The following is a 13,720-nucleotide window of genomic DNA, read 5'->3' as shown; positions in this document are numbered from 1 at the left end:
CTGGTGTGATTTGCGATAGTTTGTGATTTTGATTATAATTCATAGTGGGTCCTCTCCTTGGTATTTATTAATTTCGGGGTCAATGCGCATTGACACCCTGTACTATACCAAGGGGGCTCTTTTTTGTTCAACCCTCAAATTTCTTCATTACAGGAATGCTCCTATAGAGAGTTTTTTACTCTAGGTTAGCTGCTGACCAACTCCTTTCTTGAGAGCCTGCCGATAGACCAATTGCGATACAACTACGTCAAATAAAGCCATACCTGTAGATTTAAAAAGGATGCTTTTATCAGGGGAACGAGACACTTCTTCATTTGACATAACCAGCTTCGACATGGATATGATGGAGTCTTTTGGTAGGTAGCCTTTTTCTAGTGGATATTGTACATCCCCCGACTCGATAATAGCGTCTTCCGTATCAATATAAAGGCGGTCCGCTAATTGATACAATACTTCTGGAAATTCTCGCATGGTTGGTTGAAAGGAACCAATACCGATAATAAGCTTGTTTGTTAATAAGTCGGGGTCATTAGGAAGAACAGGTGAATTCGAAGTAGTTGAGCAAATAATGATATGAGCAAATGTAATTGCTTCTTCAATTGTAGAAGTCATATGGATATGGATGTTTGCAGGGATCCATGCTTTGAGCTTTTCACTAAAGGCTGGTAATTTATCCGTCGTTCGATTGTACAAATAAATATCCTTAATCGGCCGCTCCGTGCATGCTGCAATAGCTTGATACAGCCCTTGTACACCTGTTCCAATTATTGCCAGTTTGTTATCATCCACATTTGCGAGATGTCTAATGGCTGAGCCACCAATTGCACCTGTTCGAATTCCTGTTATAAACGACCCATCTAAAAGCGCTTGACATTCGCCAGTTTCACGACTAGTTAAAATTACAAGTCCTTGTAAGGTAGGATGGCTCGTGTTATTTGGAAAAGATGTAATCAACTTTGTACCTATTGATTCATTAGTTAGGCAAGGCATTAGCAATAAAGTATTTGTTTCATCCTGTAGTTGCATTCGAGTGGGCATGTGAAATGCTCCAGAGCCGTAGAGCTTGTATGCGTTATCAATTGCATGAATAACTTGCTTCATGGATACAGCTTCTTTTATAGCCGATTCATTTAAAAATAACATGTAATGACCTCCATTCGTTTACGTTGTTAAACTATAGCACCCTCAATAAGCAATTCCTTTTCTTGAAATCGTTCAAATCTTAATGGATGAAGGTTCAAGGACTCATATTTACCTAATCGGATCAACTCGGATAACCCTTTACCTACAGCAGGAGCCTGCTGCATTCCATGACCACTGAAGCCACATGCGGTATAATATCCATTTAATTTAGGGTGCTCACCGATAATCGCATTTTGGTCGATCGTATTAAAGCTGTACATCCCTGCCCATCCACTACGAATCTTTGCACATTCAAAATTAGAAATTCGATGACCTAGCACGGGCCATAATTGTTCTAAAAAGAAGGAGCGTCTCCACGAAAAATCAATACCTGGCTTTACTTGCTCTGAATAACCTGAAATCAATTGTTTTCCTTCGTGACGGAAATAAACGCCTGTTGGATCTACAGTTAGAGGAAGGTTATTATGTAAGGGTTCTTCGATATCGAACTGAATAATTTGACGTTTTAAAGGTACGATTGGTAAAGGTAGCGCTATTTTCTCACTTAGCGCAGCAGCCCATGGGCCAGCGCAATTAATAACAATTGGAGCATAGTAGCTTTCTCCATTCGCTAATTGTATTCCGGTGACACAATCATTGTCTTTTAGAATAGTGTCAACCTCTTCATATATATACGTAGCACCTAGATGCTTGGCCTTTTTAGCATAGCCTTGCATAACAGAGTATGGGTCAAGGTAGCCATCTTCCTCACAGTACAGCCCACCCTGTAAATCGGATATAGTTAATTCTGGAATGATAGTTAGCAGCTCTTGTGGTGTTAAAAAGTCGGAAGGAACACCAAATTGTCGCTGTCGTTCACATTGCTTTTTTAACTGGTTTACATTTTCGTCTTTGGCGAGAAACAAGTATCCTCGCTGTTTAAAATCGATCTCAGCAGTTTCTCCATGAATTGCCATGTCGGTTGGAAACGTTTTATATTTTTGTAAGCTATATCTGCTTATTTGAATATTAATAGACGTAGTAAATAATTGTCTGATACCACCAGCACTTCTAGGGGTAGAAGAAAATTCATACATCGGGTCTTTTTCTAATACAATAATTGCTCCATCGTAACCGTCATTTAATAAATTGTAGGCAACGCTTGAGCCAATTACACCGCCACCAATAATGATAATATCTGCTTTCTTACGCACGAAAATCACCTCAAGTTATATGTGGAATGATTATAACTAGTTATAACCTAAGCTAGACTGGAAAATCTATGTCAAAACTATACAAAATTTCTTAGAGAAATAATTATTTTAAATAATCAAAATTATGATAAAATATTAGAAAATACCCATATAAAAGGAAGAAAAGTAGATGGAACGTTTTGTACAATTTGCACAACGAACAGTGAAAGCGGTTTCAAAAATTTCGCCTTTTCCCATTAGCTTAAGTGATAAGAGAGGATATATTATTGGGGATACAAATGCTGAACGAATTGGAACATTACATACTCCCTCAATAGAAGTTATTAAAGAGAATCGAACCATCTTATTTGATAATGACAAAATTTCTAGTATGACGAATGTTTTACCTGGTGTAGCAGTTCCATTACATTTAGATTCTCAAACCATTGGAGTGCTAGGTATCATCGGAAATCCGTTGGAGGTTAAACCATATGCAGAGCTTATTAAGAAGTATGTGGAGATGATATGGCAAGAAACAATTCATACGCATATAGAGGACTTAGAAGCAAAAACGTTAGAGTCATTTGTGCAATATATCTTGTTAGATGGAAACCGACATAAAGAAAGAGTCGCCCACTATTGCAAGGTATTGCAGATAGAGGAAGGAATACAGCGCCTTTGTATTGTAATCAATATCGGAGATTCGTTACTTAAAAGTATACAGATGGATAAGCGACAGGCCTATTCCTTAGACTATTTGAAGAAAGAAATATTAGCGTGTATTCGAAAAACATATAATAACGACTTACATCATATTTGTACGTTTTTAAATCCAGAAAAAATTATTTTATTAAAACCGATTACGGATGACACCGTTTTTCATCAGTTTATGGCAGAATTTAAAAACAAAAGCGTACTGCTCATTAAAAGGTTGCATGATTATAATATTCATACTGTTTCCATTGCTGCTGGATATAAATATGATGCTCTTCACCTCTTGTATCAATCCTATCACGAGGCAGAGGTGCTTGTGGAATTTGCAAGTAGGCTATCTATAGAACCGGCCATCTATTCTTATTATGATTGGAATGTACTTATGCAACTTATTCCGTATCAGCTTAATTCTCAAATACAGTCGAAGTTAAACGGGCGAGTAGAACCGTTTTTTGCACATGACGATTTTATGGAGCTTAGTTATAACTTTATTGTATACTGTGATAGCAATTTAAATATAAGTAGGGCAGCAAAGTCTCTTTTTATACATCGTAATACCTTAATTTATCGTCTGAAAAAAATAGAATCAATAACCATGCTTGATTTAGGTTGTTTTGAACAGTGTATGTTACTTTATATAATTATAAAAATGAAGGAATAGCATGAGAATAAATCTGAATAATGTATTCATTTTTCAGGTTGACAATTTAATGCTATAATAAGTAGAAAGAAATGGCATAAAAATAAATAGAATTAATAAAATGTTAAATGAAATGGAAATGGATACGAACAAATTAACATGTAGACATGATGAGGTGATACTGTGAGTACGAATCGAGTACAATTAAGTAGTAAAGATATTTTAGAAAAAGATTTTAAGACAGCAATGCGGGGCTATAATCAAGAGGAAGTTGATGAATTTTTAGATTTAATTATTCAGGATTATGATGCTTTTAAGCAAGAGTTAGAAAGGCTTCAACAAGAGAATGATAGGTTGAAAAAATCATCAACCGTGGAACAGCCGCCCAAAACACGCTCTGCACAACCTAATCCTAATCCGCAAGTAAATTATGATGTTTTAAAACGATTGTCAAACTTGGAGAAGGCTGTTTTCGGAAAGAAATTCGCTGAGACAGAGAGTTAATAAGTTAAGGCAGTTGAAAAGCAAAAGCTAAATGAAAGTCATAGGGAAACTTGATTAAATCTAGTACTTATGGTATAGTAATTTGAGGAAATAAATTAAATACTCATGTGATCGCTGTATAATATATACAGAGGAAAGTCCATGCTCACACAAACTGCGATGTTTGTAGTGTTCGTGCTTGACGAATTCATAAGTCAAGGTAACCATTTGGTTAACGGCAGGATAGCTACCTACGTCTATTAGATATGGAAGCTAGCCTTGAAAGTGCCACAGTGACGTAGCTGATTTGGAAACATTTCAGGTGGAACGAGGTAAACCCCACGAGTGAGCAACCCAAATAATGGTAGGGGCACTCTTTAGTAGGGAAATGAACCGAAAAAGGGACAAGTATAAACTTGTAGATAGATGATTACAACCGGCGTACGAGGTTGACCACCGATGGCAGTACAATGGAACAGAACATGGCTTATCGAGTATTTAATTGGTCTATGACGAGGAAATAAACCTTTCTGATTCCCTTTTGGGTTATTGGAAAGGTTTTTTATTTTTATTAGCGTTCATAAACCGTATGTAGATATGATAAACTATGGAAAACATGATACTGATAGGAAAGGAATTAATTATATATGCAAACTGTAACATTAATTGCAACAGCAGCTATGGGATTAGAAGCAGTTGTGGCTAAAGAGGTAAATGCATTAGGCTATGAAACACACGTAGAGAACGGAAAGGTTATTTTTGAAGCGCCTATCTCTGCTATTCCTCGTTGTAATTTATGGCTACGCTCCGCTGATCGGGTTAAATTACAGGTAGGTACTTTTAAAGCTAGCTCCTTTGAGGAGTTATTTGAAGGTACCAAGTCATTGCCTTGGGAGAAATATATTGCAGAGGACGGACAAGTTCCAGTAATCGGAAAATCGGTTAAGTCTAAGCTGTATAGTGTTCCCGATTGTCAGGCCATAACAAAAAAAGCAATCGTTGAACGGTTAAAATTAAAGTATGGAATTGTTTCTAAATTACCTGAGTCTGGTGCTATGTTTAAAGTTGAGATTGCTCTTTTGAAGGATGAAGCTACTCTGACGATTGATACTTCTGGCACAGGATTACATAAAAGAGGATATCGAGTAGGGCAGGGGGATGCCCCTTTAAAGGAAACCCTTGCTGCATCTTTAATTATGCTAACTAACTGGCATGCAGATGAAACATTAATAGATCCCTTTTGTGGGTCAGGAACGATTGCTATTGAAGCTGCGTTAATTGGTCAGAATATTGCACCTGGCTTTAACCGTGAGTTTGCTTCAGAAGAATGGAGCTTCATAAAAAGAAAGCATTGGGAGGATGCTTTTCAAGAAGCAGAAGATAAAGCAAACTATGATCAAAAGTTAGAAATTATCGGCTCTGACATTGATCATAAAATGATAGACATTGCAAAGCAAAATGCGATGGAATCAGGATTAGGGGACTTGATAACATGGAAGCAGATGCAAGTAAAGGATTTAACGATTCGCAAGCATAATGGTTATCTTATTGGCAATCCTCCATATGGACAAAGGCTTGGTGATTATAAGCATGCTGCAAAAATTGCTAATGATTTAGGCTCTGTTATGAAACATCATGAAAGCTGGAGCATTTATATACTAACCGCTTACGAAAACTTTGAAAAAGCATTTGGTCAAAGAGCGACGAAGAAACGAAAGTTATTTAATGGATATATCCGAACAGATTATTATCAATATTTTGGTAAAAAGGTGAGGGAGGATTTGGAATGACAACTATAAATACCGTAGAGAAAGACTTTAGACATTACTTACGTGAAATAAGTGCTTATAATGAGTCATTGATGCTAATTCATTGGGATATGCGTACCAAAATACCTAATCATGGTGTCGAACAACGTTCTGAAGTTGCTGGTTTTCTGGGAGAAAAGATTCATAAGCTGGAAACTTCTGATAAAATGAAACATTTTATTGATGCTTTAAAAAATGATACGACTGATCCAATATTAAAAAGGACAGTTGAGGTTTGTGAGGAAAATTATGAAAGAAATCGTAAAATACCTCATGAACTGTATAGAGAATTTATTATGACGCAATCCAAATCTGAAGCCGTCTGGCAAGAAGCTAGGCAAAACGATGATTTCCAATTGTTTCAACCATATTTAGAGAAACTAGTCGATTATAATAAACAATTTGCTACTTATTGGGGATATGAGCATAATATCTATGATGCATTACTACATAACTTCGAGCCTGGGGTAACAACAACGATGTTAGATGAGGTTTTTCCTGCATTGCGCACATCGTTAGTATCTCTATTGGATCAAATCAAAGCAAGTCCTGTAAAGCCTGACACCGATGTTTTGCAAGCACATTTTCCTAAAAATGATCAGGAAGCCTTTACCAAAATAATTTTAAAGCAAATGGGCTATGATTTTCAATCTGGTCGATTAGACGAAACCATTCATCCCTTTGCAATTGCGCTCAATCGAAATGATGTACGAATTACTACAAGATACGATGAAAACGATTTTAGAATGGCGATCTTTGGGACTATTCATGAAGGCGGACATGCATTATACGAACAAAATATTGCAGAAAGCTTAATGAATACACCGCTTGCAACAGGAACGTCAATGGGAATTCATGAATCACAATCATTATTTTGGGAAAACTTTATAGCAAGGAGTCATACATTTTGGGAAGCTAATTATCAAGAGTTTCAATCATATGCCCCCCAGCACTTTAGGGATGTAGAGTTGGACCAATTCTTTCGTGCAGTAAATGAAGTGAAGCCCTCATTCATACGCATTGAAGCAGATGAATTAACCTATTCACTTCATATCATGGTACGTTACGAGCTTGAAAAAGCTTTGATTAATGGAGAGATTAACGTGCAAGATTTACCTAAGCTATGGAATGAGAAAATGGTGGCTTATTTAGGAATAAACCCTCCAACTAATAGAGAAGGAGTCCTTCAGGATATCCATTGGGCAGGAGGCGATTTTGGTTATTTTCCTTCGTATGCATTAGGGTATATGTATGCTGCACAGTTGAATCACACCTTAAGAAGTGAAGTAAACGTTGATGAAATTATTATGACCGGAGACTGTCGTAGAATTAAACAATGGTTATCCGAAGCTGTACATCAACATGGCAAGATGAAGAAACCACTTGAAATTATCAAGGATGTTACAAACGAAGGATTAAATCCTGATTACTTAGTAAGATACTTAAAGCAAAAGTATGCAGCTATTTATCAGTTTAACTAAGTTGAGCTGTTTGCTTTCTAAAAGAAGGAGTATTCCATGACATATATTTGTTCAACAGGACTCGGTATTCCTAATTATCGTATGCCACAAGAGGAAGTAAAGCAAATTGTGCAAAAAGTATTTACGTATTCCCTTCGACAACGATCACGGCTGCTTCCGGTATTTGACAATGCGCAGGTCAATGAGCGCCAATTTGTTGTTGACTCAGAATGGTTTTTACGAGATCACTCCTTTAAGGAAAGAAACGAGCTTTATACGACCTATGCAAAAGAGTATGCCCTGCGCGCAATAGACGCTTGCTTAACGAATCAACAATTTTTAGATGAACCTGTTTTGTATGAGGAAATAGATATGATCATATTTGTGTCTAGTACAGGTATAGCAACGCCATCTATGGATATTCATCTATTTAATGAACGACCTTTTCGATCAGATATAAAGCGAATGCCTTTATGGGGGTTAGGCTGTGCTGGTGGGGCAATTGGATTATCAAGAGCTTATGATTGGTTAACAGCTAATCCAGATAAATCTGCATTGATTGTTTGCTGTGAACTATGTAGTTTGACGTTTCAAAAAGGGGATATGAAAAAGAGTAATATCATTGGAACAGCGTTATTTGGTGATGGAATAAGTGCGGCATTAGCGGTTGGTGAGAAGTCTTTAATATTACGCAAGAAAAAAGGCTCTATTCCCAAGCTTCTGCAATCTCATTCATACACAAAAAAAGACAGTATATCCGTAATGGGGTGGGATATAACTGATGGTGGCTTTGAGGTTATTTTTTCGAAAAGTATACCTGCTCTAGTAGAAACGTTTTGGCGAGAGCATTTACAAATCTTTCTGCAAGCAACACGAATAAATGAACAGGATATACATTCGTTTATTGCTCATCCAGGGGGTAAAAAAGTAATCGATTCCATGGAAAAAGTTCTACAAGCCAAGCCTGAAAAATTTAAGCATTCTATTAATGTGTTACGTAATCATGGTAATATGTCATCTGCCACCGTTCTCTATGTCCTAGGTGCCTGGATGAAGGAAGCCATTTCTAAGGGAGAAAAAAGTGTAATATCAGCACTTGGCCCAGGCTTTAGCTCTGAGTTAATACTTATGGAGTGGGTAGACTAATGCCATTATTTATGTGGGTTATACTGTGCTTTATTATCATACAACGATTAGTTGAGCTGAACATTGCCAAACGAAATGAAGTCTGGATAAAAGAAAGAGGTGGGGTAGAAAGAGGGGAAGAGCATTATAAGTGGTTTATCCTTGTACACAGCTTATTCTTTCTCTCGCTAATTGTCGAGGTATTACTAAGGCATCCAGCTACGTTCCAATTTAACATTTATTTGTTTGTACTGTTTCTATTGCTCCAGTTCGTACGTTTTTGGTGTATTTCATCGTTAGGTAAGTTTTGGAACACGAAAATCATAATATCTCCACAGTTCCCTTTAGTGAGGAAAGGTCCATATAAATATGTAAAACATCCCAATTATATCGTAGTGGGAATTGAATTATTGGTTATCCCCTTGTTGTTTGAGGCATATATAACGGCAGTATTGTTTCCGTTGTTGCACATCCTGTTATTAACTGTTCGAATTCCAGCAGAGGAAAATGCGTTAAAAGATACAAAGTTAACAGAATAGGAAAGAGCTGTCCATAAAGACAGCTCTTTACCTATACAGCTGAAGTATACTATTGCCATGGGGCAACGACGGTTCATCCTTCTCGTGAATAAAATACTTCAGGTTAGTGACACGATATTGCTCCTTCTACAGGAGTTCTATATTCCTTTGTACCTTATGGGATACTCACTCCTAGTATATTATGAATTCCCGATTGGCCAAGCAAATGGTTCGCTACCCGTTGGAGCGTGCAGAATAATATCGATAAATGGAATGGTATATGCAAATAAGATTAACCCAATTGTAATGCCAATCCAGAGCTTCCAATTTTCTAAAAATAGCGGTGTCGGTTGAGCATTCACTTCTTCTTCAGCAATTGGGAACTCTTCCTGTCCCTTCGGTGCAAAGAAAGTTAATTGCAGAAAGATATATACCATTAGTAGAATACCGATAAATAAAATAGTGCCTCCAACCGCTTGAGCAATTTGATATCCTATCCAATCTGATGCTTGGGCAGTTCCACCATATTCAGAGAAGGCAGATCTTCGCGGTGCACCTAGCAGACCAGATATATGCATGGATCCAGACATGATAGTCATCCCTACTGCCCAAATAACGGTTTGTATTAACCCTAAATTATTGATCTTCTTTGTTAGCTTTCTACCTGTTAGGTGTGGGATCAACCAATAGCTAATTCCGAAAAAGGTAAGTAAAACAGTAGTTGCTACAGTTAAGTGGAAATGACCAGTAACCCACATCGTGTTGTGAATAACGTTGTTTAATTGATGGGATGCATTGATTATTCCTCCAGTTCCTGCTGGTATGAATGCAAGCATACCTACCATAGGAGCAAAGAAACGAACGTCCTTCCAAGGTAAATGTTTAAACCAACCAAATAATCCACGAAACCCCTTCCGTCTGCCAGTTATCTCAAACATGGCAAACATAGAAAATGCTGTCATAAGTGAAGGAATGATGACCATAAATGTAAGTACAACTTGTATAAACTTCCACGTTGGGTCAATTCCAGGTTCTGTCAGCTGATGATGAAAGCCGACTGGTATAGAGAATAATAAAAATAATACAAAAGACAATCGTGCTAATGAATCACTAAAAATTTTGCCGCCAATAATCTTCGGGATTATGGCATACCAAGCCATATATGCAGGTAGTAGCCAAAAATATACAAGTGGATGACCAAAATACCAAAACAAGGTCCTACTTACTAAAACATTAATCGTTTCCGCATATCCAAGGGACCACGGAATAAATTGAACAATGACTGCGGCTGCTACACCAAGCGTTGCAATAAACCATAATACCATATTGATAACTACCATAAAGGCAAGAAGCGGTGATTTTTCATCTTTATGAGTCTTTTTCCAAACATAGAGTTGTCGGAAGTTAACAAAACAGGCAATCCAACTACCGATAATAACCAATGCCAATCCAAAATAAAATATAGGATGTGCTTGCAATGGAGCGTAAAATGTATATAGTACACTTGCTTTACCTAATAACACCATAACGGCGGCCATGACCGTACCAATTAACATGACTATAAAACTTAACCAGGCATATAATCGCTGTTTTTTTGAAATACCAACTGTTTTGGCCATCAAAGCATATTGAAAACCGATAATAAAAAAAGTAGTTAAAACGAGTCCGAGTATTACTCCATGTACCGTTAATACTTGATAATAGGTGATTCCCCATGGAAGTGAAAGGGAACCTGATCTTACAAGTGTTTGTAACAGCCCCATTAGCCCACCAATAAATAGTGAAATAAACGCAACATAGATAAAGGCCATAGTAAGTTTGGAATCAGATTTTGAAATACCAAGTTTAGTAGCAATCATTATTCATACACCTCCACAGAAGCAAACATTTGGTGATGACCCAATCCACAGTATTCATTACATACAATTGTAAATTCACCTGTCTCATCCATAACCGTTTCGTAGCGGCTAATGTAACCAGGCTCCAGCATCATATTTACATTCGTCCCAGCAACTTGATATCCATGAATTACATCTTTTGTTGTTGCTTGAAATAAAACAGTAGATCCTTTAGGAATTCTAATCTTTTTTAGCGGTTTACCATTATCATCAACACCAAAATCATAGTTAAAGGCAGAGGCAACAAAATTAACGATATACTGATCCTCTTTTACCTGTGTTACGCCTAAATTATCTGGTTGAAAGGCCTCATGACTTTCAATATTCTTTAAGTCAATTGTTTCTAAATGACTGGAAGGATGGGTACCTTTATAAAATGCACCAACCCCAATCACAAGCAAGAATAATAGAAGTGATCCAGTTCCAAATATTAACCATACCTTCTCAAACTTATGCAAATGCATGCTAACACTCCCCCCTAAATTCATTCCAATTACCTAGATAAAAATAAGGCAAATACACCAAACCAACTAACGATAATGAAGACTCCTAGTAATAACACAGATAGTAGTGTACCTTTCAGGTTTGGCGTTTCTACACGCTCTTCAGATTTCTGCTTTTCAGCATTTTCCATTCTACTCCCCCCTCATGACTAAAGTAGTGCTTCTATTTTCATCATACACAAAACACTGCCCGAATTAGCATTGTTCGTTAGTGTTTTCACAATTTGTTCAATTATGTTCGAACCGCTCTGTATCAGTACTTTACTAACATTTAGGTTAGAAAAGTAATTGAAGGATTTGTGAAGAAAAAGTGGCAATTAAGTGAAAAACTACCTTGTAGGAAAGAAGTAGTAGCTGTTTGAAACAAATGTTTAAAAAGTAAGGCACATAAACAAGCTTATCCTGCTGACTTAAGCATGGCTTAGAATACGATAATTAGGTAATTAGTAAGCCTAACAGAGCAGGGAGCATATTGATAAAAGGTAAACGGAACGAAGTCAGCATGTTTTAACTTAGCAAATTTGATTAGTGTTGAAGCATCATGCAAAAATGTCGTTTGAACTAAGAATGCAAACTGCCGCGAAACCGAAATTTAGATAGAGAGGAGGGAGAGGCATGTATGAATGAATAGTATCTTATCCTATTCCTCAAAGATGTTACAGAATAAATGTAAGTTATTTTTTAGTTGTCGAAATAAAAGAACCAGTGTGAAGGAAGCCAACGAATAAGAATTTCGTCAGGTTGGGGGTCTTTGAGTATATAGATTGAAAATTGTTTAATGAGTCTATTTATTCAGGAGATACTAATGGAAGATAAAATGAGTCCAAGCTAATATACATATGTATGCATATAACAAGAGGTAACTATAATACAAGAATAAATGGGGACTTGATAAGAAAAAAAGGAAGCACAATAGTTAAATAGGTTATTGTGCTTCCTTTTGCATTAATTTGTGCTATTACTTTTTTCAACATGCATGTTCTTAGCAATATACATAAATGGTGTATCGATAATTGCCACCGCGAATTTGATAACATAGGTTGTTATAAATATTTCCAACCAAATATCGAATGGATATGTTCCATAGAATGCAATAGTACAGAAAACAATCGTATCTACAAATTGACTTATCACCGTACTCCCATTATTTCTAATCCATAACTGCCGATCACTTGGAAATAGATTACGTAATTTATCATAAATCCAAACATCAAAGTATTGACTAATCATATACGCTGCTAAGCTTCCGGCCACTATTCGTGGAATTAAACTAAATATAGTCGCCAGCGCATCATGAGCAATGTCTTCAGCACCTGGTTCAAATGCTAAGGCAATTTGCATGATGATTGTCATGGTAACTAATGTTGCAAATCCCAACCATACTGCTTTTTTCGCCTCTTTTTTACCATGTTTTTCATTAATTATATCGGTAGCTAAATAAGCAGTTCCATATAGGATATTCCCAAGAGTAGCTGTTAAGCCAATTAAATCCACTGTTTTTAACACCTGAATATTGGCTATCACTGTTGCCATTCCGATCCAAACATATAAGCCTGTTCTACCAAATAGTCGATAGAACAATAGCAATAACGAAAAATTGACCAACGCAAATAAAATCCATATAAGCTCGTTAGGCATTATTATTCCTCCTTAGTTTTGGTAACGCGGGAGTTCTCGAACCGCGAAAAACACAAAAGCTATTATACGAAGAACTAACTCGAAAAGCAAGGATATTCCTATTATAACCACCAAAAAAAGCGGTAACCATTAAGATTACCGCTTTATATATTTTGATCACTATTTATTTTTTAACAACATTAGCTGCTTGTGGACCACGCTCACCTTCAACGATTTCAAAAGAAACTTCTTGTCCTTCTTCAAGTGTTTTAAAGCCTTCTTCTTGAATTGCCGAATAATGTACAAATACGTCATTTCCTTCTTCTTGCTGAATGAAGCCATATCCTTTTTCAGCATTGAACCATTTAACTACACCATTTTCCATGAATAATCCTCCTAAAAACTTTCACGTTTCTTTAAGCACAAACGTGGTAATACAAAGCAGATAGACAGAACATAAAAATAGGCAGTTTCTATAGAAGTGTAGGATCACTATTACATCCACTTCTATAGAAGCTGCCTGCGTCATTAATGAATCCGTACATCTTCTTTGCTTGTGTCTAATATAGCTTATTTACATAAGTGAGTCAAGAAAATAAGCAAGGTTATGTCGACATTTTTTCGTTACTCGTCTATAAT

Annotated in this window: 13 protein-coding genes and 1 other RNA gene; 7 read left to right on the top strand and 7 right to left on the bottom strand. The window is 36.6% G+C overall.

Translation table 11 applies throughout. The features are described from left to right. Positions 1 to 180: 180 nt before the first annotated feature. Positions 181 to 1,143 (bottom strand): ornithine cyclodeaminase family protein, encoded by a 963-nt coding sequence (locus Q1A47_RS05785; RefSeq protein WP_026681938.1) that lies wholly within the window; start codon positions 1,141 to 1,143, stop codon positions 181 to 183. 26 nt (positions 1,144 to 1,169) lie between these two features. Further along, positions 1,170 to 2,336: an FAD-binding oxidoreductase gene (locus Q1A47_RS05780; protein WP_026681939.1), complete on the bottom strand. Its 1,167-nt coding sequence runs from the start codon at positions 2,334 to 2,336 to the stop codon at positions 1,170 to 1,172. Positions 2,337 to 2,505: 169 nt separating this feature from the next. Between Q1A47_RS05780 and Q1A47_RS05775 the strand changes: the two genes are divergently transcribed. The 7 genes from Q1A47_RS05775 (at position 2,506) to Q1A47_RS05745 (ending at position 9,084) form a co-directional block, all read left to right on the top strand. Then, complete coding sequence (locus Q1A47_RS05775; protein WP_026681940.1) at positions 2,506 to 3,690, top strand: sugar diacid recognition domain-containing protein; 1,185 nt, start codon at positions 2,506 to 2,508, stop codon at positions 3,688 to 3,690. 162 nt (positions 3,691 to 3,852) lie between these two features. Then, entirely contained in the window at positions 3,853 to 4,173 is a 321-nt protein-coding gene (gene gpsB, locus Q1A47_RS05770; RefSeq protein WP_026681941.1) for a cell division regulator GpsB, read from the top strand. A 99-nt stretch (positions 4,174 to 4,272) separates the two neighbouring features. Further along, an RNA gene (rnpB, locus tag Q1A47_RS05765) (RNase P RNA component class B) lies at positions 4,273 to 4,647 on the top strand. Between the two features lie 152 nt (positions 4,648 to 4,799). Next, complete coding sequence (locus Q1A47_RS05760) at positions 4,800 to 5,942, top strand: class I SAM-dependent RNA methyltransferase (protein WP_166530433.1); 1,143 nt, start codon at positions 4,800 to 4,802, stop codon at positions 5,940 to 5,942. Further along, positions 5,939 to 7,441 (top strand): carboxypeptidase M32, encoded by a 1,503-nt coding sequence (locus tag Q1A47_RS05755; RefSeq protein ID WP_026681943.1) that lies wholly within the window; start codon positions 5,939 to 5,941, stop codon positions 7,439 to 7,441. The genes Q1A47_RS05760 and Q1A47_RS05755 overlap by 4 nt, the downstream gene beginning before the upstream one ends. Before the next feature lie 36 nt (positions 7,442 to 7,477). Continuing rightward, positions 7,478 to 8,566 (top strand): type III polyketide synthase, encoded by a 1,089-nt coding sequence (locus Q1A47_RS05750; protein WP_121605106.1) that lies wholly within the window; start codon positions 7,478 to 7,480, stop codon positions 8,564 to 8,566. After that, entirely contained in the window at positions 8,566 to 9,084 is a 519-nt protein-coding gene (locus Q1A47_RS05745; protein ID WP_166530432.1) for an isoprenylcysteine carboxyl methyltransferase family protein, read from the top strand. The genes Q1A47_RS05750 and Q1A47_RS05745 overlap by 1 nt, the downstream gene beginning before the upstream one ends. A 179-nt stretch (positions 9,085 to 9,263) precedes the next feature. Here the strand turns inward: Q1A47_RS05745 and Q1A47_RS05740 are convergent, their stop codons facing one another. The 5 genes from Q1A47_RS05740 to Q1A47_RS05720 form a co-directional block, all read right to left on the bottom strand. After that, the gene (locus Q1A47_RS05740) at positions 9,264 to 10,922 is read right to left on the bottom strand and encodes a b(o/a)3-type cytochrome-c oxidase subunit 1 (RefSeq protein ID WP_121605108.1); all 1,659 of its coding nucleotides are present in this window, start codon (positions 10,920 to 10,922) and stop codon (positions 9,264 to 9,266) included. Further along, a complete protein-coding gene (locus Q1A47_RS05735) occupies positions 10,922 to 11,425 on the bottom strand; it encodes a cytochrome b5 (protein WP_026681947.1) in 504 nt (167 codons plus the stop codon). The genes Q1A47_RS05740 and Q1A47_RS05735 overlap by 1 nt, the downstream gene beginning before the upstream one ends. A 29-nt stretch (positions 11,426 to 11,454) precedes the next feature. Further along, positions 11,455 to 11,595, bottom strand: coding sequence for a cytochrome c oxidase subunit 2A (locus Q1A47_RS05730; protein ID WP_080668710.1), 141 nt, complete (start codon positions 11,593 to 11,595; stop codon positions 11,455 to 11,457). An 814-nt stretch (positions 11,596 to 12,409) separates the two neighbouring features. Further along, on the bottom strand, positions 12,410 to 13,102 hold the full coding sequence (locus Q1A47_RS05725; RefSeq protein ID WP_026681948.1) for a queuosine precursor transporter: 693 nt from the start codon (positions 13,100 to 13,102) through the stop codon (positions 12,410 to 12,412). A 163-nt stretch (positions 13,103 to 13,265) separates the two neighbouring features. Next, positions 13,266 to 13,466 carry a cold-shock protein gene (locus Q1A47_RS05720; protein WP_026681949.1) on the bottom strand — a complete coding sequence of 67 codons (201 nt, stop codon included), beginning with the start codon at positions 13,464 to 13,466 and terminating at the stop codon, positions 13,266 to 13,268. Positions 13,467 to 13,720 lie beyond the last annotated feature (254 nt).

The organism is uncultured Virgibacillus sp. (genome assembly GCF_947495635.1).
GTDB classification, from domain to species: Bacteria; Bacillota; Bacilli; order Bacillales; family Amphibacillaceae; genus Virgibacillus; species Virgibacillus salarius.
The sequence above is the reverse complement of the archived record's forward strand: the minus strand, read 5'-3'. Positions and strand labels throughout refer to the sequence as shown.

Coding starts and splice junctions, on each gene's coding strand:
- Q1A47_RS05735 (WP_026681947.1), bottom strand. CDS start 11,425: ATGCATTTGCATAAGTTTGAGAAGGTATGGTTAATATTTGGAACTGGA.
- Q1A47_RS05785 (WP_026681938.1), bottom strand. CDS start 1,143: ATGTTATTTTTAAATGAATCGGCTATAAAAGAAGCTGTATCCATGAAG.
- Q1A47_RS05775 (WP_026681940.1), top strand. CDS start 2,506: ATGGAACGTTTTGTACAATTTGCACAACGAACAGTGAAAGCGGTTTCA.
- Q1A47_RS05750 (WP_121605106.1), top strand. CDS start 7,478: ATGACATATATTTGTTCAACAGGACTCGGTATTCCTAATTATCGTATG.
- Q1A47_RS05730 (WP_080668710.1), bottom strand. CDS start 11,595: ATGGAAAATGCTGAAAAGCAGAAATCTGAAGAGCGTGTAGAAACGCCA.
- Q1A47_RS05745 (WP_166530432.1), top strand. CDS start 8,566: ATGCCATTATTTATGTGGGTTATACTGTGCTTTATTATCATACAACGA.
- Q1A47_RS05755 (WP_026681943.1), top strand. CDS start 5,939: ATGACAACTATAAATACCGTAGAGAAAGACTTTAGACATTACTTACGT.
- Q1A47_RS05720 (WP_026681949.1), bottom strand. CDS start 13,466: ATGGAAAATGGTGTAGTTAAATGGTTCAATGCTGAAAAAGGATATGGC.
- Q1A47_RS05725 (WP_026681948.1), bottom strand. CDS start 13,102: ATGCCTAACGAGCTTATATGGATTTTATTTGCGTTGGTCAATTTTTCG.
- Q1A47_RS05760 (WP_166530433.1), top strand. CDS start 4,800: ATGCAAACTGTAACATTAATTGCAACAGCAGCTATGGGATTAGAAGCA.
- Q1A47_RS05740 (WP_121605108.1), bottom strand. CDS start 10,922: ATGATTGCTACTAAACTTGGTATTTCAAAATCTGATTCCAAACTTACT.